Here is a 25553-nt window from a genome sequence, read left to right on the forward strand (position 1 = left end):
GCGACTAGGCATCAAAGATGCCAAGTCTCGCTGCCCCTCCCCTGAAGTGGAGGGGAGAGTTTGAGCGCATGTCCCGCTACAGGCAAATTCCCAGTTGAAATTCGCGTATCAACCCCTAAATCGACGGTCAATCCGGGCCCCTCTGGCGCATGCGGCGGCATGCGTGATGTCGGATTGTTCATCCGAAAGCGCGACACGCGGCGCAACCTCCGTCCCTAGGGACGGATTGGACACATAAGGGGCCCGTTTGATGGATTTCCTGTTTGATATGTTTTTGGGTACGCCGGTCTGGTTCTGGCTGGCCTTCCTGGGCATTGTAATTGCCTTGACCGCTTTTGACCTTGGTTTCCTGCACAAGGAAGACAAGGAAATGGGCATCAAGGAGAGCCTGAAGCTTTCCGCCTTTTACATCGGCATCGCCTTGGCCTTCGGCCTGTGGGTCTGGTACGCCAAAGGCCCCGATCTGGGCATGAAATATTATACCGGCTTCTTCATCGAGAAGGCGCTGTCGATCGACAATGTCTTCGTGATCAGCCTGATCTTCACTTACTTCGCAATTCCAGCCAAATATCAGTATCGTGCGCTGCTGTGGGGGATCATCGCGGTAATCGTGCTGCGCGGTATCATGATCGCGGCGGGTGCGGCGCTGGTGCAGGAATTCTACTGGACGCTTTACCTGTTCGCAGCCTTCCTGATCGCGACGGGCGTGAAGATGCTGTTCACCGGTGACCAGGAAATGGACGTGTCCAAAAACCCGGTCGTCAAGTTTATGAACAAGCATTTCCGCGTTGCGCACGAACTGCATGGCGAGAAGTTTCTTGTGAAAGTTCCCGACAGCAAGACTGGCAAGATGGTCACCGCGATGACGCCGCTGTTGCTGGCGCTGATCGTGATCAACCTCGCCGACCTTGTGTTCGCGGTGGATTCGGTACCGGCGATCTTTGCAATCACTACCGATACCTTCATCGTCTATACCTCGAACATCATGGCGATCCTCGGTCTGCGCGCGCTCTATTTCGCGCTCGCGGCGATGGTGCACCGTTTCCATTATCTGAAATATGCTTTGGCGCTGGTGCTCGTGTTCATCGGGTCGAAGATCTTCATCTCCGACTTCTTGATCGGCGGCGACAAATTCCCGCCGGTGTTGAGCCTCGGCGTGACCTTCGCGTTGATATTGGGCGGGATATTCTACTCGCTGTGGAAAACGAAGAGCGAGGACGAGAAGGCGACAGCCTAAACCCACAGGTTTCTCCCAAGGAAGACCCCGTAGCTTTAACCAAGTTGCGGGGTTTTCTTTTGGCCAGCCAAGGAAAAAGGCCTTGTGTCCCCTGCCCGCTCTCCCCAAATGGAGCTTATGATAATCGAGACCGAACTGACACCGAACCCGGCAACGATCAAATTCCTGCCCGGACGCATCGTGATGGACGCAGGGACGCGCGATTTTGCCGACCATGAAGAGGCCGAAGCCTCTCCGCTGGCCGAAGCTTTGTTCGGGCTGGGCGACGTGACCGGCGTGTTTTTCGGGCGCGAATTCATCTCGGTCACCGCCGCCCCCGGCGTCAACTGGGCCGATCTGAAGCCCGATGTGCTGTCAATCCTGCTCGACCATTTCAGCGCAGACATGCCGCTCTTCAATGCGCCCCAGGCCGGGTTCTCGGTCCCGGCGGCGGACGATGAATATCCGCTTGATGACCCTGCCGACGCAGAGATTGTCGACCAGATCAAGGAACTGATCGAAACCCGCGTCCGCCCGGCGGTGGCCAATGATGGCGGCGATATCGTCTATCGCGGATTCCAGCGTGGCGTGGTGTTCCTGCAGATGCAGGGTGCTTGTTCAGGTTGCCCGTCGTCGAGTGCCACGCTGAAAAACGGGATCGAGCAGCTTTTGAAGCATTATGTGCCCGAAGTGACCGAAGTCCGCGCGGCCTGATTTTCTAATAACTGGGGAACAATACATGCCGATCAACCAGCCGCTGGGCGATGCAGCCCTCGACCAGCTTTTCCGCACCGCACGCACCTTTAATGGCTATCTCGACACACCAGTGTCGAACGAGCAGCTGGAAGCCGTCTGGGAGTTGATGAAGTTCGGCCCGACATCGGCCAACTGCCTGCCCGCGCGCATCGTCTGGTGCGTCAGCGAAGAGTCCAAGCAGAAGCTGGCCGCACTTGCCATGCCCGCCAATGGCGAAAAGATCCTGTCGGCGCCCGCGACCGCGATCATCGGCATGGACCTGGAGTTTTACGAAAACCTGCCCGAGCTTTTCCCCCACACCGATGCGCGCAGCTGGTTTGTCGGCAATGATGCGCTGATCGAAAAGACCGCCTTCCGCAACAGCAGCTTGCAGGGCGGCTATTTCATCCTAGCTGCGCGGGCATTGGGCCTCGATACCGGAGCGATGTCGGGCTTCAACAATGATGCAGTCGACGAAGCCTTCTTCGCGGACACCAAGGTGAAATCCAATTTCATCTCGACCATTGGCTATGGCGATCCTGCGTCGATCTTTGAACGCAGCCCGCGTCCTGCATTTGACCGCTTTAACAAGATCGTCTGATCGTTTACGCGGCTTCGCGTGAGACGGTTGGTCATAGACACGGCAACACGCGCCTGTTCGGTTGCGCTTTTCGAAGACATGGAATGCATCGCTGCGTGCCATGAAGTCATCGGGCGCGGACATGCGGAACGGCTGGTGCCGATGATTTCCGAACTGCCCGGGCAAGGCCTTGCCGACATCATCTCGGTCAATGTCGGACCCGGCAGCTTTACCGGTATCCGCGTGGGCCTGTCGGCGGCAAAGGCGCTGGGGTTTGCATGGAATGTCGACTGCGAAGGCTTTAACAGCCTCGCACTGCTCGCCGCAATCGCGCGAAACAGCCTAGGTTCAGCACAACCGATCGATGTTGCCATCCACGGCGGGCATGGAGAACTGTTTTTCCAACCCTTCGACGCTGAAGGCGCACCCACAGCCGGGGCGCGTTCGCTTTTGCCGGAAGCGGTCGCGCAGATTTCAATCGCAGACTATCTGACCGGCGATGCCGCTACCGGGCTTGTTGAAATGCGCGCCAATGCTGTAGCGTTAGATGTCGTCTCGGATGCCCGTTTCTGGCCAAATATTGCGCACCTTCCTGTTATGCCGCCGTCGGCCGCTTATGTTCGCGGCCCGGATGCGAAATTGCCCGCAGCAAAATGAGCGAGAGTCGCATCATTTCCGGTGACGCCCGCGACATTGCCGCTATCATGCCTATTATGGACAGCGCATTCGCCCCCGAATTCGGAGAGGCGTGGACGTCCGCGCAATGCCTGTCGCTGCTGACTGTCCCGCAAACGAGCCTGCTGATCGCTGAACAGAGCCAAAAAGCTGTCGGCTTCGCACTGACCAGATGGGTTTGCGATGAAGAAGAGTTGCTGATGATCGGCGTAGCGCCTGAACGCCAGCGCAGCGGCATCGCAAAGGCATTGGTGAAGCATATTGTTGCACGAGCTCAACAATCGGGACGCGATCGCATTTTTCTGGAAGTGCGGTCGAACAATAGCGCGTTGCATTTTTATAGAAGCCGGGGGTTCGAAAAATGCGGCGTTCGAAAATCATATTATAAAGGGGTCGATGGCGGTCGCTATGACGCAATCACCATGGCATTGAACCTTTGATATATTGTTGACCATTTATGCAACTAAACAAAATTTGGTATTTCCACCTGTAAAATTCGTTGAATTTACTGCGCCAAGCTGCTTTAATGACATTGCTGTCAAAAACAAAATACCGGGTAAGGGAGAATATATATGGCTGAAGATAGCAATGACACGAATGAAATGCTGATCACGCTTACGGCAGATATTGTTGCCGCGCATGTCAGCAACAATACGGTGGCGGTTTCCGATTTGCCGACCCTGATTTCAAATATCCACGGGGCGCTTGCAGGCTTGTCTGCCAATGTTGCTGCTCCAGCGGCGCCACTTGAGCCCGCAGTGCCTATTCGTTCTTCGGTAAAGCGCGACTTTATCGTTTGTTTAGAAGACGGTAAGAAGCTTAAAATGCTGAAACGCCACCTGATGACGCATTATGGCATGACGCCCGATGACTATCGCGCAAAATGGGGCTTGGCTGCCGATTATCCGATGGTAGCACCCGCTTATGCCGAACAGCGCCGCGATCTCGCCAAAGCGATTGGCCTTGGCCGTGCACCGGGTTCCGGCCGCAAGAAAAAAGTGAAATAGTCGCTTTTTCAAACCGAAAATTTTGAAAGGGCTGGCCTGGTGTGGGCTGGCCCTTTTCATTGACGAATCCAAGCATGTGACTAAATATCGCTTGATGGAAACCCGGATTGACCTTGAAGCGCTCTGCGCCGAACGCGGCCTTAGAATTACTGACCAGCGCCGTGTGATCGCGCGGGTTATTTCCGACGCCGATGATCATCCCGATGTGGAAGAATTGTATCGGCGCGCTTCAGCTATCGACCCCAAGATATCGATCGCCACGGTTTACCGGACTGTTCGCCTGTTCGAAGAGGCCGGAATCCTCGATCGCCACGATTTCGGCGACGGGCGCGCGCGCTATGAGGCATCGCCCGAAGCGCATCATGACCATCTGATCGACGTTGAAACAGGCAAAGTCATCGAATTTGTCGATCCGGAGCTTGAGGCTCTGCAAAAGGTGATAGCGGAAAAGCTTGGCTACCGCTTGGTCGATCACCGTATGGAACTGTACGGCGTTGCTCTCAGCCGCGACGATTAAGCAGCGCAACCCGCTTGGCCTGATTTTCGGGCAAGTGATGTTCGCCGCGCGGCTTTTGCTCATGGCTGCGTCGCTTTTGGTTGGGTTGCTCCTCCATAACATCTGGCGGCTGTTTCGACGGCCGTCACCCTGGCCCCGCCTCTTCCTGCTGTCGATCAGTTGGACGGCTGGAATTGCCACCGCAACCAGCGGGCAGCGGATCCGCAAGAATGTGTTTTATGCTGCCAATCATCATAGCTGGATCGACATTCCCGTGATTTCTGGCGTCACAGGATGCACTTTCGTTGCCAATGACGGTATCGAGAAATGGCCGCTGATCGGTTGGCTTTGCACGATCAACAATACGATCTTCGTCAGCCGTGAAAACCGCTTGAGCGTTGGCGATCAGGTTGACGATTTGCGCGATGCGATGTCGGGCGATCAACCGGTGACGATCTTTCCCGAAGGCACGACGCATGACGGCTCCGGCCTGTTGCCATTCAAGCCCTCGCTGTTTGCCGCCCTTGTGCCGCCGCCGCAGGGGATGATGGTGCAGCCGGTTTTCCTGACCTATGGCGAGCATACGCGTCGTCTGTCCTGGGTGGGTGAGGAAGGCATTGTCGAAAATTTCTGGCGGATCATGACCTATGTCCGGCCGGTGACTGCCACGCTGCACTTTCTGGAACCGTTTGATCCGGCGCATTTCCCGGACCGCAAGGCGATTTCGTCCGAGGTGCGACATCGCATCGCAGAGGCAATGCAGGGTGGCGACCACTACAGGCGCGATGTATAGCGCCGCTCCATGAGCACCGAGTCGCCCAAAAGCTTTCACGTCAAAAATTACGGCTGCCAGATGAACGTCTATGATGGCGAGCGTATGGCAGAGATGTTTGCTGCGCGCGGCATGGAAGCGTCGGACAAGGAGGATGCCGACCTCGTCATCCTCAACACCTGCCATATTCGCGAGAAAGCGGCGGAAAAGGTCTATTCCGAAATCGGTCGCCTGCGTCGCAAGGATGGCAGCAGCCCGGTGATTGCCGTCGCCGGTTGCGTCGCGCAGGCCGAAGGTGGGGAAATCAGCCGCCGGGCGCCTGAAGTTGATATCGTCGTCGGCCCGCAGGCCTATCACAAACTGCCTGACATGGTTGAAGCCGTTACACGCGGGGGGAGTCTGGTCGACCTCGACCTGCCCGGGCTCGACAAGTTCGACACCCTTCCCAAGCGGCGTAAAACAGGACCAACCGCTTTCCTGACGGTGCAGGAAGGCTGCGACAAATTCTGCACCTATTGCGTGGTGCCCTATACCCGCGGTGCAGAAATCAGCCGCCCGTTTGCCGACCTTGTCGACGAAGCCAAGGCGCTGGTCGATGCGGGTGCCAAGGAAATCACGTTGCTGGGGCAAAACGTCAATGCGTGGCGGGACAGCAATCAGGATCTGGGTTCGCTGATCCGCGCGCTAGACCGGATCGATGGGCTGCACCGCATCCGCTATATGACCAGCCACCCCAATGACATGACCGACGGCCTGATCGCCGCGCATGCCGAGGTGGAAAAACTGATGCCCTATCTGCATCTTCCTGTGCAGGCTGGGAATGACCGCATCCTGAAGGCGATGAACCGCAGCCACAGCCGTGAGAGCTATTTGCGGATCATCGAAAAAGTGCGCGCCGCCAGGCCCGATATCGCATTGTCGGGCGATTTCATCGTCGGCTTTCCCGGCGAGACCGATGCCGAATTTGAAGACACGCTGAGCATCGTGCGCGAAGCGGCTTTTGCCCAGTCGTTCAGTTTCAAATACAGCCCGCGTCCTGGCACGCCTGCGGCGACGATGGACGATCAAATTACATCCGAAGTTGCCGACGAACGGCTCCAACGACTTCAGGCGTTGATCAACGAACAGCAACTCGCTTTCAACCGCGCAACGGTAGGCAAACGGACATCTGTGCTGCTGGAAAAGCAGGGCAAGCTCGACCGCCAGTTGATCGGTCGATCACCTTGGCTACAATCTGTGCATATCTTGGGCTCGGGGCTTTCCATCGGCGATATTGTCGATGTAGATATTGTCGAAGCAGGTCCGCTGAGTCTCAAGGGAGAGTTATTGATGCAGGTCGCAGCCTGAATGGCGAAAAAAGCCCAAGCGCAAGCCGGCGATATGTCGCGGCTCGAAATCACCTTCGACCGCCCGCACCTCATCAACACAGTATTTGGCGAATTTGATCGCAATCTGGTCGCCATCGAGAACCGGCTTGGGGTCTATATCTCGGCGCGCGGTAACCGGGTGCAGATCGAGGGCGAAGCAGGAGCGATTGCCCGCGCCCGCGATGTTCTGAACGATATTTACAGCCGCGTGATGCGCAGCGAGGAGATTGACCCTGAAGCCGTGCAAGCGATCATTTCGATGAGTGCCGAACCGACACTCGACGGCATAGTCCGCAAGGATGCTGACGGCGCGCCCGAGGTGATGATCCGCACCCGCAAGAAAACGCTGGTGCCGCGCTCGGCCACGCAGGTGCCCTATATGCACGCGCTGGCGCGCGACGAGATCATCTTCGCTTTGGGCCCGGCGGGCACCGGCAAGACTTATCTGGCGGTCGCTCAGGCGGTCGCCATGTTGATCACCGGGGCGGTTGACCGGCTGATCCTGTCACGCCCCGCAGTCGAGGCAGGCGAAAGGCTGGGCTTCCTTCCCGGCGACATGAAGGAAAAGGTCGATCCCTATCTGCGCCCGATCTACGACGCGTTGCATGACACTTTGCCGGTCGAGCAGGTCGAGCGGCGGATCGCGAGCGGCGAAATCGAAATTGCCCCCCTCGCCTTCATGCGCGGGCGCACGCTGTCGGATGCCTTCATCATTCTCGACGAAGCGCAGAATACAACGCCGGCGCAGATGAAGATGTTCCTCACCCGCTTTGGCATGAACAGCCGGATGGTGATCTGCGGCGACCCGAACCAGGTCGATATCCCCGGCGGCGCCACCTATTCGGGGCTGAACGATGCCGTGCAGCGGCTTGACGGGGTGGAGGGCATCACCACTATTCGCTTCAACAGCAGCGACGTTGTCCGCCATCCGCTGGTTGGCCGGATAGTCGATGCCTATGAGGGGCCAAATGCTTGAGGTCGATATCGACCGAACGCGCGATTGGGATGGCCAGACTGATTGGGAACGCATCGCAGAAGATGCTGTAAAGGCAGCTTTTTCGGTTTCGTCGCACGGTGACTTGGCCGAAGCGCCCTTCACGCTTTCGATCAGCATCCGGCTTTCGGATAATCAAGAAGTCCATGAACTCAATCGCAATTGGCGCGGCAAGGACAAGCCGACCAATGTGCTGAGTTTTCCGATGCTCGAAGCCGACGAACTAGACGGACTGGCGAACACCGACGATGGCGAAGTGCTGCTGGGCGATATGATATTGGCCTATGGTGTCTGCGCATCCGAAGCCGAGGAAAAAGCCATCCCGCTGACCCGTCATGTGAGCCATCTGATCGTTCACGGCACGCTGCACCTTTTAGGGCTCGACCATATCGACGAAGCGGAGGCTGAACATATGGAAGCTCTGGAGGTAAAAGCGCTTGCATCGCTGGGCATCGCCAATCCATATAGCGACCTCTGAAAACAGCCGGAGGCAGCATAGCCAACCCCATGACGGAGGGCGAGAGTAGTAGCGGTTTACGACCCCGCAAGGACGAAACCGAGGAAGGCCGATTATGGCAGCGCGTTAAGTCACTGCTTTTCGGACGCAACCATGAACCGACGCTGCGCGAGCAGCTCGAAGAAAAAATCGCCGAACATGAGGAAGATGTAGAAGAAGGCGAAGCGCCCGACAGCGAAGGCGACCTTTCGGCCATCGAGCGCGAGATGGTCCGTAACCTCCTCCATTTTTCCGAGCACCGCGTCGACGACGTGATGGTCCCGCGCGCCGACATTTTGGGTATCCGCGACGATGCCAGCTTTGACGAGGCCGTTGCTGCCTTCGTAGAGCATGGCCACAGCCGAATGCCGGTTTACAAGGACTCGCTGGATAACATCACCGGCATGATCCATGTGAAGGATATCTTCGCGGTCCTCGCCGATGGCAAGGAAAAGCCGGACAGTCTGGAAGCCTTTATCCGTCAGCCACGCTTTGTGCCGCAAAGCATGGGAGTGATGCAGCTGCTCGACGAAATGCGCCGTACGCGCACCCATCTGGCTATTGTATTCGACGAATATTCGGGAACCGAAGGTCTGGTCACGATTGAAGATCTGGTCGAAGAAATTGTTGGCGAGATCGAGGATGAGCATGACGACGAACCCGAAGCGCTTTTCGTCGAAAACGCGCCGGGTATCTGGGATACCGATGCGCGCACCGAACTTGATGATTTGGCAGACGCGCTCGACGAGAAATTGTCCGAGGTCGATGAGGATGTCGACACGATCGGTGGCCTCGCCTTTGTGCTCGCGGGTCAGGTTCCCGATGTGGGCGACATGCTGATTCACCCGGAAAGCGGTTGGAAAATCGAGATAGTCGAAGGCGACGAACGCCGCGTCACCCGCGTGCGTTTGTACAGGCCAGAGGTTGTGGGTGAGGCGGCTGGCTAAGCTTGCCTATTTGCCCCAAACTTCCGCCAGCCGGTCATCGCGGCCACAACGGCTGCGATAATAGCGATAGCGTATCGGGTTCTTTTTGTAATAGTCCTGATGATAGCCTTCGGCAGGATAAAAGGCGGCGCGGGTCTCTATTTTGGTCGCAAGGTCGCGCTTGAAAAAGCCGACCAGATAGTCGCGTGAAGCAAACGCGGCTTTGCGTTCGGGAGCGCTTCCCGGGAATAACGCCGCACGATAGCTTTCACCCTTGTCACAAAATTGACCGGCAGTATCGAACGGGTCGACATTCTTCCAGAAGACGGACAACAGATCGGAATATTTCACTTTCGCCGGATCATAGGTGACGCGCACTGCTTCATAATGACCTGTCCCGCCCGCACTCACCTGTTCATAAGTCGGGTTGAGCAAGCGTCCGCCAGTATAGCCCGATACGACATCGATCACGCCGTCGACCTTTTCGAAATCAGCCTCGGCGCACCAGAAGCAACCCATCGCGAAGATGGCAGTTGCGGTTTCAGCTTTACTACGTTTTTCGGCCGCGCTCGCCGAAGAGAAGATGAGCGTGGCAGACAGAATAGCGATGACAATGTGGTTTAGTTTTTTCATCATACCCTTTGGTTCGCCACGAGTTGGCGGAAAGTTACGCTTCGCCCAGACCTTCGAGCAGTTGCCGGGCCCGCCAGCGCCAATGGACAGCAAGTTTTTCCATTTCCGCCAGTTCGCGTAATGCAGCATTTGCCCCGTCCATACGGTGCAGGCCGCCGATCAAAAGCTGGAAGGCACGCTCGACGGTCCAGCCATGCCGGGCGCGTTCGACTTGTTCGATACGGTCATCAGGCTTTACGTGGCCAACTTCGATCACCCTGAAATAATAGCCGCTACGTCCTGTCTGCACGACAGCGGCCATCATTCCTTTCATCCCGAAATGATGGTCTATTTTCCAGCAGGGCTGTCGCCCCTGGCTGATCTCGACCAACGCTTCTCCGATCCGGAACCGGTCGCCAATCTGCACCTTGTCCTCGGTCATTTCCAAAGCGGAGATGTTCTCGCCAAAACCACCCAGACGGCCAAGATGCGGGTGCGGTTCACGTCCGGATTTGGCAAAATCGGCCTCCCAAAGCGGATAATGTTCACCCGGATAGAAATGCACTGCCTTGTCCTCACCGCCATGCACGGTTGGGTCGCCGACGCGGTCACCTTCAAAGCCTGTAAAGGTCAGATAGACCGGGGCTTCGACCGGAAGGCGCGAGCCGATGGAACTTTCTTCCTTCTCGCCCCTAAACGAAACGGGTTTACCAACCAGAAGTGCTTCTATTGTCGTCTTGATCATAGCCAAGCTTAACCTCGCCGCCATTGCTTGACCATTGGCAATCGCGCCCGCGCTGTCTAATAGACTGCGGATGCAGACGGCGGACCTTCGCATTGCCCTGTTCAGCGGCAACTATAATTATGTGCGCGACGGCGCAAATCAGGCGCTCAACCGGCTGGTGGGATATTTGTTGCGTCAGGGTGCGCAGGTGCGCGTCTATTCACCGACTGTTGCCGAACCGGCCTTTGAGCCAACCGGCGATCTTGTCAGCGTGCCCTCCATGGCAATCCCCAACCGCCCCGAATATCGAATCCCGTTGGCACTTTCGGGGGCGGTCAAACGCGATCTGGAAGCGTTCGCGCCCAATGTCGTCCATATCTCCAGCCCCGATCGCGTCGCGCGCAAGGCTGTAAAATGGGCGCGCAAGCGCAACCTGCCGGTGCTGGCATCGGTCCACACGCGGTTCGAGACCTATTTTCGCTATTATAACATGTCGTTCCTCGAGCCGTTGGTCGAGGCGTGGCTGCGCACGCTTTACCGGAAATGCGACGCGCTGGTGGCCCCGTCGGAATCGATGGCGCAGGTGTTGCGCCAGCAGCGGATGAATTATGACATCGACATCTGGTCGCGCGGCGTGGACCGGGAGATATTCCATTCCGGCCGCCGGGACTTGGCCTGGCGGAACAGTCTTGGCATCGAAGATGACATGCCGGTAATCGGCTTCCTCGGCCGACTGGTGATGGAAAAAGGCCTTGATGTGTTCTCCGACAGCATCGACCAGCTGAAACGACGCAATGTGCGGCACAAGGTGCTGGTGATCGGCGAAGGCCCCGCACGCGGTTGGTTCGAAACGCGCCTACCCGACGCCGCCTTTGTCGGCTTTCAGGGCGGCACCGATCTTGCGCGCGCGGTGGCCAGCATGGACATGCTGTTCAACCCCAGCGTCACCGAAACCTTCGGCAATGTGACGCTTGAGGCGATGGCCTGCGGCCTTCCGGTCGTCGCAGCCAAGGCCACCGGTAGCCAGAGCCTTGTCGACGACAACCGCTCAGGCCGTTTGATTACGCCGGGCGCAATTGCCCAATTCGCCGAGGCCCTGCGCAGTTACTGCGAAAACCCAACCTTGCGCGCCCAGCATGGCAAGGCCGGCGAGGATCGCAGTCTCGACTATAGCTGGGATGCGATCAACCAGGCGGTTGCCGACACCTATGTCCGGCTTGTCAGGCAGCACCGTAAAGAGATTGCCCCGGCGTGAGCGACCTTTTCGGCGATGCACCGGCAAGCGCCGCACAGGCTATTCCGACGAATGCCCCACTCGCGGATCGCATACGCCCGCAATCGCTTGCCGACATTGTAGGGCAAGAGCATTTGACCGGCCCTGATGGCGCGATCGGGCGGATGGTCGCGGCAGGACGACTGTCTTCGATGATATTATGGGGTCCGCCCGGAACCGGCAAGACCAGCATCGCCCGCCTACTCGCCGATGCGGTGGGCATGCACTATATGGCAGTGTCGGCTGTTTTTTCGGGCGTTGCAGATCTGAAGAAAGCCTTTGCCGAGGCCGAACAGGTCGCGCGTACCGGCAAGGCCACCTTGCTGTTCGTGGACGAAATCCACCGCTTCAATCGTGCACAGCAAGACGGGTTCTTGCCCTTTGTCGAGCGCGGGATTGTGACACTGGTCGGCGCGACAACAGAAAACCCCAGCTTCGAACTCAACGCCGCCTTGCTTAGCAGGGCGCAGGTATTGGTACTGAAAAGGCTTGATGAAACAGCCTTGGGCAAGCTTCTGGAGCGGGCAGAAGCTGTTGAGGGCAAGCCCCTGCCCCTCACCGAAGATGCGCGCTTTGCCCTGATCACCAGCGCTGACGGCGACGGCCGCTTCCTGCTCAATCAGGCCGAAACATTGTTTGCCATCGCGCCACCCGACACACCCTTGGATCCGCAAGGCATGGCGGCTTTGCTCCATCGTCGCATGCCGGTTTACGACAAGAACCGTGAGGGGCATTACAACCTCATTTCTGCGCTGCATAAATCTATGCGCGGTTCGGACCCGCAGGCTGCGCTCTACTGGCTGGCCCGCATGCTGGTGGCGGGAGAAGAGCCGCTTTACGTCCTCCGCCGCATCACCCGCTTCGCGGTCGAGGATGTCGGTCTTGCTGACCCGCGCGCGCTCGAACAGTGCATGGCCGCAAAGGACGCCTATGAATTTCTCGGCTCGCCCGAAGGCGAACTCGCAATTGTGCAAGCCTGCCTCTACTGCGCGACCGCACCCAAATCGAACGCCGCCTACAAAGCGCAAAAGGCTGCGTGGAAATTGGCGAAAGATACCGGATCGCTAATGCCGCCAGCCAATATCCTGAACGCCCCGACAAAGCTGATGAAGGATATCGGCTATGGCGCTGGCTATTCTTATGATCATGATACCGATGAAGGCTTTTCGGGTGCCAATTATTGGCCCGACGAAATACAGCCGACCGAACTATACCGTCCGGTCGCACGCGGATTGGAGGCCAAGATTGCAGAGCGACTGGCCCATTGGGATGGACTGCGCAGGGAGAGGAACCCGAAATGAGTTATCGCGCTGCCGTCTGCACCGCATTGGATGGGCCTGATAGCATCAAAATCGAAACCCGCGAACGGGCGCCGCTGAAACCAGGCGAGGTGCGGATTGTGATCAAGGCAGCGGGGCTGAATTTCCCTGACCTGCTGATGACCTATGGCAAGTACCAGTTCCGACCCGACCCGCCTTTCATCCCCGGCATGGAATTTTCAGGCGAGGTTATCGAGATCGCCGATGGCGTGACTGCGTTCAAAGTGGGTGATGCCGTGATGGGTGGCGGCAAGGGCGATTGCATCGCCGAAGAAGCTTTGGTTTCAGCCGCCGCTTTGGTCGCGAAACCTAACGCCTTGTCATGGGAGGAAGCTGCCTGCTGGCGTGCGGGCGGCGTCACTGCCTGGCACGCTTTGCACGATAAGGCTGCACTCAAAGCAGGCGAAACACTGCTCGTGCTTGGCGCCGCGGGCGGTGTCGGGATGGCGGCGGTTTCACTGGGCAAGCATATGGGCGCGATCGTCATCGGTACCGGCTCCAGCGCAGAAAAGCGCGATGCCATCCTTGCAGCAGGTGCCGACCATGCGCTCGACCCGGCCGACCCAGAGCTCGCCGCCAAGGTCAAGAAACTGACAGGCGGCAAAGGCTGCGATGTCGTCTTCGATCCAGTCGGTGGCGAACTGTCTATCACCGCAACCCGTGCCATTGGCTGGGGCGGGCGCTTCCTCATCATCGGCTTTGCCAGCGGAACTACGCCCAGCTTTCCGGCCAATCATGCGCTGATCAAGGGCTACAGCCTGATCGGTCTGCGCGCCGGAGAAGCCAGCCGCCGCGACGCCGATCTGGCCGCACGGACCGGTATCGAACTAAAAAAGCTGGCCGAAGCGGGCATCATGCGTCCGCATATCTCGCACCGCCTATCGCTCGAACAGACCCGCGAGGCGCTGCTGGTGCTCGAACGACGCGAGGCAATCGGACGCGTCGTCATCAGCATCGACAAACAATAAAGCGAGTCAAATCATTGCTTTGACTCGTAAAAATGCTGCGCAATATAAAGTGCAGCAAAAATTTGCCAGAGTCTTGATTCTATGTTAGATTCTGTTCGCTTCTAGGCCCTTTGAGGTCGTTATATGGGGGGAGCGAAAATGGATAGTTTCCAAATTGCGGGTTACGCTTTCGACAAACTACTTTTCATGGAATGGGCGGAGAAGATATTCTTCGCCCTTGTCATTTTGGGCATCACCTGGGCGCTCGCCAAGGCGGCCAAATGGACCTTCGCCAAGATGGTCGACCAGATACCGTTCCTGCAACGCGGGACATCGAGCGGCGAGAGTGTCGGCATGGCGCTCGGCAAGATTGTGTCGCTACTTGTCTGGTTGCTCGGCTTGCTCGCAGTTCTGCAGCAACTCGGCTTTGATAGCGTGATTACACCGGTGCAGGGCTTGCTCGGCAATTTCATCGGCTATCTCGACAATGTCGTTTTTGCAGCAGCGATCTTTTTCATCGGTTCGATGATCGCGGGAATTGCGCGCGATCTCGTAGAAACTGCATTGGGGGCCGTCGATTTCGACAAATGGGCCAATAAGGGCGGCGTCGAAGCGATTACGGGCAATAATGCGATCACCAAGACCATCAGCACCATTGTCTATGTGCTGGTAATCATTCCGGTCGCAATTGCTGCCCTGCAGATGCTCGAAATCTCGGCGATTACCGAACCGGCAATGAACCTGCTCAACATGGTGTTCAAAGCGATTCCGCTGATTATCGGCGCTTGCCTGTTGCTTGGCATCGGCTTTGTAATCTCGCGCTGGATTGCCTCGCTGATCCGCGATTTGCTGCCCAGTCTGGGTGCAGATCGTGCGATTAACGAGCTTGGCATTCTGCCCGAAGGCCGCAGCGCTTCCGGCGTTATTGCAACCATCGTAACCATTGCGATCATGATCTTCTTCGCGATCGCAGCGACCAATATGCTGGGTTTCCCGCAACTGACGAACATCCTTGAAACGGTGCTGGCGCAGGCAGGCAATGTCGTCTTTGGTGCAGTCCTGATTGCTCTGGGCGTGTTGATTGCGAATATCCTGCGCAACCTGATTGCTGACGCGACAGGGCCGGGCATCGCCTCAAACTTGACCTATTGGATCACAACGGGCCTGTTCGTCTTCATCGGGCTCAAGCAAATGCAGATTGGCGGAATGATCGTCGACTATGCCTTTGGCGCGCTCGCCATTGGTGCGGCGGTTGCCTTTGCCCTCGCGTTCGGCCTCGGTGGACGCGATGCCGCGGCACGGATGCTGTCCGACCTGCGGGCTCCTGCGGCACCTGTGGTCAAGAAACCGGTCGCCTCGCTAGCGCCCAAGACAGTCAAGCGCGCACCGGCCCGCAAGGCACCTGCCAAGAAATAAGCTGCCTTTACCGAAGCAGCCAATAGGGGCGGGGAAAACTCCGCCCCCTTTTATTTGTGTGATGGCGAGCGCATATCGGGCGCCATGCGCCGCTTCTCCCGCTTTGCCTGTATCGACTGGTCCGGCGCGGTCAGCGAATTCCCTACCGGCTTAGCATTGGCGAGCATTGGCCATGTAGGCGCACCCGAACTGATCGGTCCCGAAAAGCGTTGGTCGCGGCAAGCTGTTCTCGAATGGCTGGTCGAATGCGCCGATGCGCAAGAGGATATGTTGATTGGCCTCGACCTGTCGCTCGGCTTTCCCTTCCTCGATCACGGCAGCTTCTTTCCCGAATGGAGGGACAGCCCCGCCGACGCCCGCGCGCTATGGGCATTGATAGACCAGCTCTGCACCGAGGACCGGCATCTGGCCGCGAACAGCTTTCTTGCTCACTCTGAAGCCCGCCGTCATTTCCGCCACGCCAAGGGTGATGTCGGCGATCTGTTCGAGGGCGGCATAGGCCGGTTGCGCGAGGTGGAGCGCCACCAGCGCGAAACCAAACAGGCTAATAGCTGGAGCTGTTTCAATCTCGTCGGCGCAGGCCAGGTCGGCAAAAGTTCGCTCACCGGCATGCGGATGATGCACCGGCTGGGCGGGCGCATCCCAGTCTGGCCGTTTGATCCAATTCCCGAAAACGGCCCCGTCATCATCGAAATCTACACCACCATGGCCGCGCGTGCGGCAGGCTTGCCCGCCAACACCAGCAAGATCCGCGATGCAGCGACCCTGACAAAGGCACTTGCAGCATTCGGAGCCGAAGCCCCTTCCCTGCTCCACAGGCTTGACGACCATGCCACAGACGCGCTGCTGACCGCCGCATGGATGCGCAGCGCCAGCCAGAATGCTCACCTTTGGACCCCCGAATTGCTGACCCCCGATATCGCACAAAGAGAGGGCTGGACCTTTGGGGTGCTATGACGCTAAAGGGCCCGCATTGGTCGCGCCGGCTTAGCTCAGTTGGTAGAGCACCTGATTTGTAATCAGGGGGCCACGGGTTCGAATCCTGTAGCCGGCACCATATTTCCGGATAAACTTCCCAAACATTTCTCGGCAGAGAAAATTGCCCTTTGGGGCTTCACGAATCCCTTCTGCTCGGCCAAGGCTTAACTGACCGCTTAAATTGCAGGCTGGAGAGAGGCGATGGGAATGCTTGAGGGCAAGGTTGTGGCCGTGACTGGCGCAGGACGCGGGGTTGGCCGGGAAATTGCCTTGCTGTGCGCGAAACATGGCGCTGCAGTCGTCATCAACGATCCCGGTGTGGGCGGCGGCGGCGAAGGTGGCGATGCAGGACCCGCGCAGGAAACCGCGAACGACATCATCGCTGCGGGCGGCAAGGCCGTCGCCAATCTGGCCAGCGTCGCCGATCCGGTGGGTGCCGCATCCATCATCGAAGATGCCGTAAAAGCCTTTGGCCGTATCGATGCAGTGGTGAACAATGCAGGCATCTTGCGCGACACTATCTGGCACAAGATGAGCCATGAAGATTGGCGCGCGGTGATCGACGTGCACCTCAATGGCAGCTTCAACGTCTCCAAGGCCGCCACGCCCTATTTTCGCGAGCAGCAATCGGGCAGCTTTATCCACTTCACCTCAACCAGCGGCCTCATCGGCAATATCGGGCAGGCCAATTATTCGGCTGCCAAGCTGGGCATTGTCGGCCTGTCGCAATCGATCGCGCTCGATATGGCGCGCGCTGGCGTGCGGTCGAACTGCATCGCGCCCTTTGCCTGGAGCAGGATGACTGCCTCCATCCCCGCCGAAACGCCCGAGCAGAAAGAGCGGGTCGAGCGGCTGAAAACGATGAGCGCCGACAAGATTGCGCCTCTGGTGGTGTATCTCGCGAGCGATGCTTCAAAGGAGGTATCGAACCAGATATTCTCGGTGCGCAAGAATGAGATTGTCCTCTATAACAAGCCGCGTCCGATCCGCTCGATGACGAAGGTTGAGGGCTGGACGCCGGAGAGCATCGCCGACGAGCTGATCCCGGCGTTCAAACCCAGTTTCGCCCGTGCCGACGAGGTTTCGGCGCATGTTTTCCCTTACGACCCCATCTGAGGAGCAGGTTATGAGCAACCCCGGCATGGATTCTGAAATTTTCGACGCCTTCATTGAACAACTCCGCCGCTATGTGCGCGAGCGGCTGATCCCTGCGGAAGAAGATGTGATCGCCAATGATCGCATCCCCGACGACATCCTGACCGAGATGCGCGAAATGGGGCTGTTTGGCATCACCATCCCCGAGGAATTTGGCGGCGCAGGTATGAGCATCAGCCAATATATCGAGACGGTGAAGCAGATCAGCTACGCAGCCCCTGCCTATCGTTCGACCATGTCGATCAATGTCGGGATGACCGGAAGTGCCATCAAGAATTTTGGCACCAAAGAGCAGAAGGACTTTTGGCTGCCGCGCATCGCCAGTGGCGAGATAGCCTGTTTCGGCCTGACCGAACCCGGCAGCGGTTCCGACAGTGCCGCGATGCAGACCATGGCGGTGCGCGATGGCAATGGATACAAGCTGACCGGCACCAAGCGCTACATCACCAATTCACCTTCCGCGAAAATCGGCCTGATCATGGCGCGCACTTCCAAAGAGGCGCTGCCCAAAAATGCCCATGTATCCGCCTTCATTGTCGATATGACATCGCCCGGCATCAGCATCGGCAAGTCTGACAAGAAAATGGGGCAGGCAGGCGCGCATATCGCCGACATCGTAATGGAAGATGTCAAGATTCCAGGCGACGCCTTGGTCGGCGGCGAAGAGGGCCGTGGTTTCCAGATCGCGATGCAAAGCCTCGACAATGGCCGCCTGTCGGTTGCCGCAATGGGTGTCGGCATGGGCCGCCGCATTCTCGACACCGCGATCCGCTACGCCACTGAGCGCAAGGCCTTTGGTGAGGCGATTGCCAATTTCCAGCTGATTCAGGCGATGCTGGCCGACAGCGAGGCCGAACTCTACGCAGCCGAATGCATGATTGCCGATGCCTGCGCGCGCGCCGACCGTGGTGAGGTTATCCTGCGCAAGGCAGCGGCGGCCAAATTGTTCGCTACCGAAACCTGCGGTCGGGTCGCTGATCGCTGTGTGCAGATCTATGGCGGTGCCGGCTATCTCGCCGAATATCCCGCCGAGCGTTTCTTCCGTGATGCCCGCATCCTGCGCATTTATGAAGGCACCAGCCAGATCATGCAGTTGCAGATCGCCAAGCATTTGCTGCGCGAGTTCGAGCGTGAAGGCGCGGTCTGGTAGTCACCCGGAATGTACAACCTTCTCAATGGCCTCTCCGTAATCGAAGCATCCAGCTTCGTCGCCTCCCCCACCGCTGGATTATATCTGGCGCAGATGGGGGCGGAGGTCATTCGCGTCGACCAGATTGGCGGCGGCCCCGATTTCCGGCGCTGGCCTGTGACCGAAGCCAATGACTCGCTTTATTGGGAGAATCTCAACCGCGCGAAGAAATCGGTCGCGCTGGACCTTGCTACCCCGCAGGGGCGCGAATTGCTGCAGGAATTGGCGCGCAAGACGGGGCAGTTTGTCACGAACTTCCCTTCCGAAGGCTTCCTGTCGCATGCGAAATTGGCCGAAGGTCGGACGGACCTTATCACGGTCCGCGTGATGGGTTGGGCCGATGGCTCGCCCGCGCTCGATTACACCGTCAACAATTCGGTCGGCTATCCGATGATGACAGGTGCGGGGCCGGAGCCGGTCAACCACGTCCTGCCTGCATGGGATCTGCTCACCGGGGCCTATGCTGCGTTCGCGATGCTTGCCGCAGTGCAAAAACGTGCGACGACCGGCGAAGGACTAGAAGTGCGTATCCCGCTTTCGGACGTCGCGATCGGCACCGTTGCCAATTTGGGCGGCATTGCCGAGATGCTGCATACTGGTGCCAACCGGCCACGGCTGGGCAATGCGGTTTACGGCCTGTTTGGACGCGATTTTGTGACCGCAGATGGCGTTCGCACGATGATCGTGGTCGTCACGCCGCGCCAATGGGCAAATCTTATCACGGCCTTGAAGCTCGAAAATGCGGTCGCAGCATTGGAGGCCGAGCGCGGGGTAAGTTTCGCCAAGGACGACGGGCTGCGGTTCAACCATCGTGACGCGCTCTATCCGCTTTTCGGCGCCGCCATCGCCGCGCGGAGCCATGCCGACCTTGCTGCCGCTTTCGACGCGGGCGGGATCGTTCATTCGGCCTATCGCACCATGCTCGACGCGGCGAATGACCCGGCGCTGGTTGCGAACAATCCAGTCTTTGGAGCGGTCGCCAATCCATCGGGCTTCGACTATCCGGCAGCGGGCAGCTTTGCGACCGTGCCGCAGCTTGATCGCCAAGCCCCGCAACCCGCACCCCGCAACGGCGCCAATAGCGAAGAGATACTGGCGGAGCGACTCGGCCTGTCCTCCGGCGCCATTGCAGCCTTGATCGACGCCGGAACGGTGGCAAAGGGATGAGCGGAGCACTCGCCATCGCCGAAAGCTATGCGGCAGCGACTAGGGTTGCGGTGCAGGAGCGCGTCGCCGCTGCCTCGCTGGATGCCGAACAACATGCAGCGCATGGCTATGCTTGGATTGAAACCAGCGTTGAAGCACTGCGGGCATTGCTTGTATGGGGCGAGAAGCAAAGCGGGGAAGCCGAAGCGCTGGTCGTCGCCATCGGCACCGGTGAAACGCTCGCCCAATTGGCTGGTGGCCTTCCCATGGGGCAGAATGAATTTGTCCGTCCGGCAGATTTCGGGCTCGAAAGCCATGTCCCTGCCCTGATGGCGGCGGCACAGGGCAACAGCGCGACCAATCGGGCGCGGCTGGTCGAACTGCTCGCCGAGGGTGCGACCATCTCGGACCGGTTCGACGACGAACTGCTCGATACCATTCGCGACCAGTATCGTCGCTTCACCGACGACCGCATCCTGCCGCAGGCGCATGGCTGGCATCTCGCCAATGCGCTCATCCCCGATGAAATCATCGCCGAAATGGCCGCGCTCGGCACCTTCGGCGTCTGCATAGCCGAGGAATTTGGCGGTCTGGGCCTTGGCAAGCTGGTGATGTGCGTCGTCACTGAAGAGTTGTCGCGCGGTTGGATCGGCACGGGTTCGCTCGGCACGCGCAGCGAAATTGCGGGCGAGCTCATCATGATGGGCGGTACCGAAGTGCAAAAGCAGCATTGGCTGCCGCGCATCGCGTCGGGCGAAGTGTTGCCGACTGCGGTTTTTACCGAACCCGATACGGGCTCCGACATGGCCAGCCTGCAAACCCGCGCGGTGCGGACCGATGCGGGATGGGAAATTAGCGGCGCGAAAAACTGGATTACCCATGCCGCGCGCACCGACCTGATGACCTTAATGGCGCGTACCTTGCCCGATGTGAAAGGTTATGCAGGGCTGTCGATGCTGCTGGTCCCCAAACCGCGCGGGACCGAAGCCAACCCCTTCCCCGTTGAGGGCATGAGCGGCAGCGAGATCGAAGTCCTCGGCTATCGCGGAATGCGCGAATATGCGTTGCAGTTTGATGGCATGAAGGCCCCTGCCGATGCCCTGCTCGGCGGAGAGGAGGGCCAAGGGTTCAAGCAATTGATGCGCACCTTCGAAGGCGCGCGCATCCAGACTGCTGCCCGTGCGGTCGGCGTTGCCCGCCGCGCCATCGATCTAGCCTTTCAATATGCGCTCGATCGCAAACAGTTCGGCCAGCCAATCATCCACTTTCCGCGCGTCGCCGATAAGCTGGCGATGATGGTCACCGACATGGTGATGGCGCGCGAGCTGACCTATTTTGCCGCCCGCGCCAAGGATAGCGGCAAGCGCTGCGACATCGAGGCGGGCATGGCCAAGCTGCACGCTGCCCGCGTTGCCTGGACCAATGCCGATGCCGGTCTGCAGATCCACGGCGGCAACGGCTATGCCATGGAATATGAAATCAGCCGGGTGCTGTGCGATGCCCGCATACTCAACATTTTCGAAGGCGCAGCCGAAATCCAGGCGCAGGTGATCGCGCGGGGCAAGCTGCAGGACCGCAATTAGCAAAGGAAGCCAACATGACTCTTCGTCGCGCCGCCATAGTCGCCCCAATACGCACCGCCGTGGGTAAATTCGGGGGCTCGCTGTCTTCGATGACTGCAGGCCAGTTGGGAGCTGTGATCCTCAAAGCCCTGATGGAGCGCACTAAAATCGAACCGACGCGCGTCGACGATGTCATCTTCGCGCAAGGCTATGGCAATGGCGAGGCGCCGTGCATTTCGCACTGGTCGTGGCTGCTTGCAGGCCTTCCCGAAGAGGTTCCGGGTTACCAGCTTGACCGTCGCTGTGGTTCCGGCCTGCAGGCGATCGTCAACGCCGCGATGATGGTGCAGACCGGGGTTTCGGATGTGGTTGTTGCGGGTGGCTGTGAAAGCATGTCGAATGTCGAGCATTACACCACCGACATTCGCAAAGGCATTCGCGCCGGCAACCTGACACTGCATGACCGGCTGACCCGCGGCCGCGTGATGTCTCAGCCAGTCGAGCGCTATGGTGTGATTTCAGGCATGATCGAAACTGCCGAGAATCTGGCCAAGGACTGGAATATCAGCCGCGAAGCCTGCGATACCTATGCCGCGCGCAGCCACCAGCGCGCGACGGCGGCATGGACAAATGGGCTGTTCGCCGACGAACTGGTGCCGGTTTCGATACCGCAGAAAAAGGGCGATCCGGTCGTCTTTGACCATGACGAAGGCTATCGTGCCGATGCCAGCCCGGAAACGCTGGGAGCCCTGCGCTCATTGGAAGGCGGCGTAGTGACGGCGGGCAATGCCAGCCAACAAAATGATGCCGCCGCAGCTTGCCTTGTTGTTGCCGAGGATAAGCTCGAGGAACTGGGCCTCGAGCCCATCGCTTTCTTCCACAGCTGGGCCGCCGCTGGCTGTGATCCTAGCCGGATGGGCTATGGCCCTGTGCCCGCGACCGAACGGCTGTTTGCACGTAATGGGCTGTCTTGGAACGATATCGGCCTGATCGAACTCAATGAAGCTTTTGCGCCGCAGGTGCTCGCCTGTCTCAAGGGCTGGGGCTGGTCGGATGACGATAGCCGCCACGACATCCTCAATGTCAACGGCTCGGGCATCTCGCTCGGCCATCCCATTGGCGCAACCGGCGGGCGTATTCTTGCCAATCTGACCCGCGAGATGCAGCGGCGCGATGTGCGCTACGGCCTTGAAACCATGTGCATCGGCGGTGGTCAGGGCATAGCCGCTGTGTTTGAGAGGGCGTAATGCAGGATTATACCGCCATACGCGAAGAGGTCGCCAAACTATGCGCTGGATATCCCGGCGAATATTGGCGTGCCAAAGATAAGGTGCGTGAATACCCGTCCGAGTTTGTCGCAGCCTTGGGTGAGGCGGGCTATCTCGCCGCGCTGATCCCCGAAGAATATGGCGGTGCGGGCCTGCCGCTTTCCGCAGCGGCAGCGATCCTTGAGGAAATCCAGAGACAGGGCTGCAATGGCGGTGCTGTGCACGCCCAGATGTACATCATGGGCACGGTGCTGCGCCACGGCAGCGAGGAGCAGAAGCAGCGTTATCTGCCCAAAATCGCCACTGGCGAACTGCGTTTGCAAGCCTTTGGCGTGACCGAGCCGACCAGCGGCACCGATACGCTGAGCCTCAAGACCGTCGCCAAAAAGGATGGCGACCGTTACATCGTCAACGGCCAGAAAATCTGGACCAGCCGCGCCGAACATTCGGACCTGATGCTGCTGCTCGCCCGCACCACACCAAAGGAGGAAGCCGCGAGCCGTACCGAGGGGCTGTCGGTCTTTCTTGTCGATATGAAGGAAGCGCTGGCCGCGGGTTCGCTCACCATCAACCCCATAGACACGATGATGAACCATGCGACCACGGCTGTCTTCTTCGACAATATGGAAGTGCCCGCCGCAAATCTGATCGGCGAAGAGGGCAAGGGCTTCCGCTATATCTTGTCGGGCATGAACGCCGAGCGCCTGCTGATCGCGGCGGAGTGTATTGGCGATGCCAAATGGTTTATCGAAAAGGCGACCGCCTACGCCAAGGAAAGGGTGCTGTTCGGTCGGCCCATCGGCCAGAACCAGGGTGTGCAGTTCCCCATCGCCCGCGCTTATGCGCAGATGCGCGCCGCCGACCTGCTCGTGCACGAAGGCATCCGCAAATATGAGGCAGGCGAGAATTGTGGCGAGGAAGCCAATATGGCCAAGATGCTGGCTGCCGAAGCCAGCTGGGCCGCGGGCGAAGCCTGTGTGCAGACGCATGGCGGCTTTGGCTTTGCCGCAGAATATGATGTCGAACGCAAGTTTCGCGAAACGCGGCTCTATCAGGTCGCACCAATCAGCACGAACATGATCCTGTCTTTTGTTGCCGAGCATGTGCTTGGCCTGCCGAGGAGCTATTGATGGGTGCCTGGGATGCCTGGATAGGCCGCCAATTGGTGCAGAGCGATCGGCTGACCCCTGCCCTGCTGCAGCGCTTTCGTGCAACGATCGATAGCGCGGAGGGCGGCGATGTCGCTCCGCAAGCGATCCACTGGGTGCTGTGCACGCCCGAGGCAACTACGGCGCAACTGGGACTGGACGGCCATCCGCAGCGCAGCGACAGCCCCGACAGCTTTTTTCCGCCTGTCCCGCATCCCCGGCGCATGTGGGCGTCGAGCAAGGTGGAATTCGTAGCCCCGATACAGGTCAATGCCGAAATCGAGCGTGTTTCGACCATCGCCTCAATTAACGAAAAGTCCGGTAGCACCGGCAGCCTTGTCTTCGTTGAGGTCGCTCATGAGACAAATGCCGATGGTGTCTTGGCTATCAAAGAACGGCAAACTTTGGTCTATCGCGAAGCCAATACCGCCAAGCCTGCACCCGCACCCGAACCGGTCACCATCGATTTCAGCGAATGGGATTTCCACCGCACACTGGTCCCCAACGAGGCGCTGCTGTTCCGCTTTTCAGCCATCACCTTCAACACGCACCGCATCCATTATGATGCACCTTATGCGATCAACGAAGAGGGCTATCGCGGGCTTGTCGCGCATGGGCCGCTGAATTCATCGTTGCTGTTGGATCTTGCGGCGCGGCAATTTGGCGCGAACGCTGTAAAGCAATTCGCCTTCCGCGCACAGAGCCCTGCCTTTGCGGGCGAACCGCTCCATCTGGTCGGGCGACGCGAGGGCGATGCTTTGATCTTGGCAGCACTCAATCCGGCGGGCCAGACCGTCGTAGCGGCAGAAGGAAGTCTATGACCGATTTGGTTTCTCGCGAAGACCGCGATGGCATTGCCATCCTGTCACTCAACCGGCCCGACAAGCGCAACGCGCTCAACATCGCGCTGTGGCTCGAATTGGAAGCGCATATCGATGCGATCCGTGCGGCGAGTGAGGCCGTCGGTGCCGTCATCCTTCGCGCCAATGGGCCGACATTCTGTGCGGGCAACGATTTGAAAGAGCGAGGCGAGGCGTTGCCTCGCCCGCATTTTCAGGCATCGATCGTCACTGCGCTCGCTACACTGCCGCAGCCGGTTATCGTCGCCGTTCAGGGCGGATGCTACACCGGCGGACTTGAGCTTGCTTTGGCGGGTGACATCATTTTGGCAGCCGAAAATGCGGTTTTCGCCGACACGCACGGCAAATTCGCGCTGGTCCCAATTTGGGGAATGAGCCAGCGCCTGCCCCGCCGCGTCGGCCAGTGGAAAGCCCGCGAGATGAGCTTTACTGGCCTGCCCGCATCAGGGGTAGAAGCTGCGCGCATCGGCCTTGCCAATCACGCCGTGCCAGATGCCGAACTCGATGCCAGGGCGCTGGAACTCGCCCGCGCTATCGCCGCGCAAAGCCGCCACAGCGTCTTTGCCTATAAGCGGCTCTATCAGGAACAGGCCGACCTGCCGCTCAATGCGGGCCTCGCCCACGAAGTGTTCAACAGCGTGGGCGTGGGTCCGGATTTTATCGAGCGGGTCAGCGGCCAGTTTGGAAAGTGA

The 25553-nt window shown here is 58.9% G+C and carries 27 protein-coding genes and 1 tRNA gene; 26 read left to right on the plus strand and 2 right to left on the minus strand.

Going from position 1 to position 25553, the window contains the following annotated elements:
• Positions 1 to 250: 250 nt before the first annotated feature.
• The 12 genes from ABL922_RS05325 (at position 251) to ABL922_RS05380 (ending at position 9285) form a co-directional block, all read left to right on the plus strand.
• Complete coding sequence (locus ABL922_RS05325) at positions 251 to 1237, plus strand: TerC family protein (RefSeq protein WP_349023171.1); 987 nt, start codon at positions 251 to 253, stop codon at positions 1235 to 1237.
• Between the two features lie 117 nt (positions 1238 to 1354).
• Positions 1355 to 1930, plus strand: coding sequence for a NifU family protein (locus ABL922_RS05330; RefSeq protein WP_349023172.1), 576 nt, complete (start codon positions 1355 to 1357; stop codon positions 1928 to 1930).
• A 31-nt stretch (positions 1931 to 1961) separates the two neighbouring features.
• On the plus strand, positions 1962 to 2552 hold the full coding sequence (locus ABL922_RS05335; protein WP_349023230.1) for a malonic semialdehyde reductase: 591 nt from the start codon (positions 1962 to 1964) through the stop codon (positions 2550 to 2552).
• 18 nt (positions 2553 to 2570) lie between these two features.
• Positions 2571 to 3188 carry a tRNA (adenosine(37)-N6)-threonylcarbamoyltransferase complex dimerization subunit type 1 TsaB gene (tsaB, locus tag ABL922_RS05340; RefSeq protein ID WP_349023173.1) on the plus strand — a complete coding sequence of 206 codons (618 nt, stop codon included), beginning with the start codon at positions 2571 to 2573 and terminating at the stop codon, positions 3186 to 3188.
• Positions 3185 to 3646, plus strand: a complete 462-nt coding sequence (gene rimI, locus ABL922_RS05345) for a ribosomal protein S18-alanine N-acetyltransferase (RefSeq protein WP_349023174.1) — start codon at positions 3185 to 3187, stop codon at positions 3644 to 3646. The genes tsaB and rimI overlap by 4 nt, the downstream gene beginning before the upstream one ends.
• 132 nt (positions 3647 to 3778) lie before the next feature.
• On the plus strand, positions 3779 to 4213 hold the full coding sequence (locus ABL922_RS05350) for a MucR family transcriptional regulator (RefSeq protein WP_349023175.1): 435 nt from the start codon (positions 3779 to 3781) through the stop codon (positions 4211 to 4213).
• Between the two features lie 94 nt (positions 4214 to 4307).
• The gene (locus ABL922_RS05355; protein WP_349023231.1) at positions 4308 to 4730 is read left to right on the plus strand and encodes a Fur family transcriptional regulator; all 423 of its coding nucleotides are present in this window, start codon (positions 4308 to 4310) and stop codon (positions 4728 to 4730) included.
• Entirely contained in the window at positions 4666 to 5502 is an 837-nt protein-coding gene (locus ABL922_RS05360) for a lysophospholipid acyltransferase family protein (protein WP_349023176.1), read from the plus strand. The genes ABL922_RS05355 and ABL922_RS05360 overlap by 65 nt, the downstream gene beginning before the upstream one ends.
• A 9-nt stretch (positions 5503 to 5511) precedes the next feature.
• On the plus strand, positions 5512 to 6828 hold the full coding sequence (miaB, locus tag ABL922_RS05365) for a tRNA (N6-isopentenyl adenosine(37)-C2)-methylthiotransferase MiaB (protein WP_349023177.1): 1317 nt from the start codon (positions 5512 to 5514) through the stop codon (positions 6826 to 6828).
• Entirely contained in the window at positions 6829 to 7824 is a 996-nt protein-coding gene (locus ABL922_RS05370; RefSeq protein WP_349023178.1) for a PhoH family protein, read from the plus strand.
• Positions 7817 to 8320 carry an rRNA maturation RNase YbeY gene (gene ybeY, locus ABL922_RS05375; protein WP_349023179.1) on the plus strand — a complete coding sequence of 168 codons (504 nt, stop codon included), beginning with the start codon at positions 7817 to 7819 and terminating at the stop codon, positions 8318 to 8320. The genes ABL922_RS05370 and ybeY overlap by 8 nt, the downstream gene beginning before the upstream one ends.
• A 29-nt stretch (positions 8321 to 8349) precedes the next feature.
• Positions 8350 to 9285 (plus strand): hemolysin family protein, encoded by a 936-nt coding sequence (locus tag ABL922_RS05380; RefSeq protein ID WP_349023180.1) that lies wholly within the window; start codon positions 8350 to 8352, stop codon positions 9283 to 9285.
• 6 nt (positions 9286 to 9291) lie between these two features.
• On the opposite strand, the gene msrA is transcribed toward ABL922_RS05380, so the two are convergent.
• Together msrA and ABL922_RS05390 are read right to left on the minus strand one after the other, a co-directional pair.
• Positions 9292 to 9900: a peptide-methionine (S)-S-oxide reductase MsrA gene (gene msrA, locus ABL922_RS05385; RefSeq protein WP_349023181.1), complete on the minus strand. Its 609-nt coding sequence runs from the start codon at positions 9898 to 9900 to the stop codon at positions 9292 to 9294.
• Positions 9901 to 9931: 31 nt separating this feature from the next.
• The gene (locus tag ABL922_RS05390; protein WP_349023232.1) at positions 9932 to 10621 is read right to left on the minus strand and encodes an MOSC domain-containing protein; all 690 of its coding nucleotides are present in this window, start codon (positions 10619 to 10621) and stop codon (positions 9932 to 9934) included.
• 70 nt (positions 10622 to 10691) lie between these two features.
• On the opposite strand from ABL922_RS05390, the gene ABL922_RS05395 reads away from it, so the two are divergent.
• The 14 genes from ABL922_RS05395 to ABL922_RS05460 all read left to right on the plus strand — a co-directional run bounded on the left by ABL922_RS05395 (position 10692) and on the right by ABL922_RS05460 (position 25553).
• Positions 10692 to 11855, plus strand: a complete 1164-nt coding sequence (locus ABL922_RS05395; RefSeq protein WP_349023182.1) for a glycosyltransferase family 1 protein — start codon at positions 10692 to 10694, stop codon at positions 11853 to 11855.
• Complete coding sequence (locus ABL922_RS05400; protein ID WP_349023183.1) at positions 11852 to 13174, plus strand: replication-associated recombination protein A; 1323 nt, start codon at positions 11852 to 11854, stop codon at positions 13172 to 13174. Before ABL922_RS05395 ends, ABL922_RS05400 begins: the two co-directional genes overlap by 4 nt.
• Positions 13171 to 14160, plus strand: a complete 990-nt coding sequence (locus tag ABL922_RS05405) for an NADPH:quinone oxidoreductase family protein (RefSeq protein WP_349023184.1) — start codon at positions 13171 to 13173, stop codon at positions 14158 to 14160. Before ABL922_RS05400 ends, ABL922_RS05405 begins: the two co-directional genes overlap by 4 nt.
• Positions 14161 to 14298: 138 nt before the next feature.
• Positions 14299 to 15555: a mechanosensitive ion channel gene (locus ABL922_RS05410; RefSeq protein WP_349023185.1), complete on the plus strand. Its 1257-nt coding sequence runs from the start codon at positions 14299 to 14301 to the stop codon at positions 15553 to 15555.
• Between the two features lie 84 nt (positions 15556 to 15639).
• Complete coding sequence (locus ABL922_RS05415) at positions 15640 to 16512, plus strand: hypothetical protein (RefSeq protein ID WP_349023186.1); 873 nt, start codon at positions 15640 to 15642, stop codon at positions 16510 to 16512.
• A 24-nt stretch (positions 16513 to 16536) separates the two neighbouring features.
• A tRNA-Thr gene (locus tag ABL922_RS05420) sits at positions 16537 to 16612 on the plus strand.
• A 128-nt stretch (positions 16613 to 16740) separates the two neighbouring features.
• Positions 16741 to 17649 carry an SDR family NAD(P)-dependent oxidoreductase gene (locus tag ABL922_RS05425; RefSeq protein ID WP_349023233.1) on the plus strand — a complete coding sequence of 303 codons (909 nt, stop codon included), beginning with the start codon at positions 16741 to 16743 and terminating at the stop codon, positions 17647 to 17649.
• 10 nt (positions 17650 to 17659) lie between these two features.
• Complete coding sequence (locus ABL922_RS05430) at positions 17660 to 18838, plus strand: acyl-CoA dehydrogenase family protein (RefSeq protein WP_349023187.1); 1179 nt, start codon at positions 17660 to 17662, stop codon at positions 18836 to 18838.
• 9 nt (positions 18839 to 18847) lie between these two features.
• Positions 18848 to 20044, plus strand: a complete 1197-nt coding sequence (locus tag ABL922_RS05435) for a CoA transferase (protein WP_349023188.1) — start codon at positions 18848 to 18850, stop codon at positions 20042 to 20044.
• Positions 20041 to 21606 carry an acyl-CoA dehydrogenase family protein gene (locus ABL922_RS05440; RefSeq protein WP_349023189.1) on the plus strand — a complete coding sequence of 522 codons (1566 nt, stop codon included), beginning with the start codon at positions 20041 to 20043 and terminating at the stop codon, positions 21604 to 21606. Before ABL922_RS05435 ends, ABL922_RS05440 begins: the two co-directional genes overlap by 4 nt.
• Positions 21607 to 21620: 14 nt before the next feature.
• Positions 21621 to 22832: an acetyl-CoA C-acetyltransferase gene (locus ABL922_RS05445; protein ID WP_349023190.1), complete on the plus strand. Its 1212-nt coding sequence runs from the start codon at positions 21621 to 21623 to the stop codon at positions 22830 to 22832.
• The gene (locus tag ABL922_RS05450) at positions 22832 to 23983 is read left to right on the plus strand and encodes an acyl-CoA dehydrogenase family protein (RefSeq protein WP_349023191.1); all 1152 of its coding nucleotides are present in this window, start codon (positions 22832 to 22834) and stop codon (positions 23981 to 23983) included. Before ABL922_RS05445 ends, ABL922_RS05450 begins: the two co-directional genes overlap by 1 nt.
• Complete coding sequence (locus tag ABL922_RS05455) at positions 23983 to 24822, plus strand: MaoC family dehydratase N-terminal domain-containing protein (protein ID WP_349023192.1); 840 nt, start codon at positions 23983 to 23985, stop codon at positions 24820 to 24822. The genes ABL922_RS05450 and ABL922_RS05455 overlap by 1 nt, the downstream gene beginning before the upstream one ends.
• Positions 24819 to 25553, plus strand: coding sequence for an enoyl-CoA hydratase-related protein (locus ABL922_RS05460; protein ID WP_349023193.1), 735 nt, complete (start codon positions 24819 to 24821; stop codon positions 25551 to 25553). Before ABL922_RS05455 ends, ABL922_RS05460 begins: the two co-directional genes overlap by 4 nt.

Source organism: Sphingorhabdus sp. (assembly GCF_040079335.1).
Lineage (GTDB): Bacteria > Pseudomonadota > Alphaproteobacteria > Sphingomonadales > Sphingomonadaceae > Sphingorhabdus_B.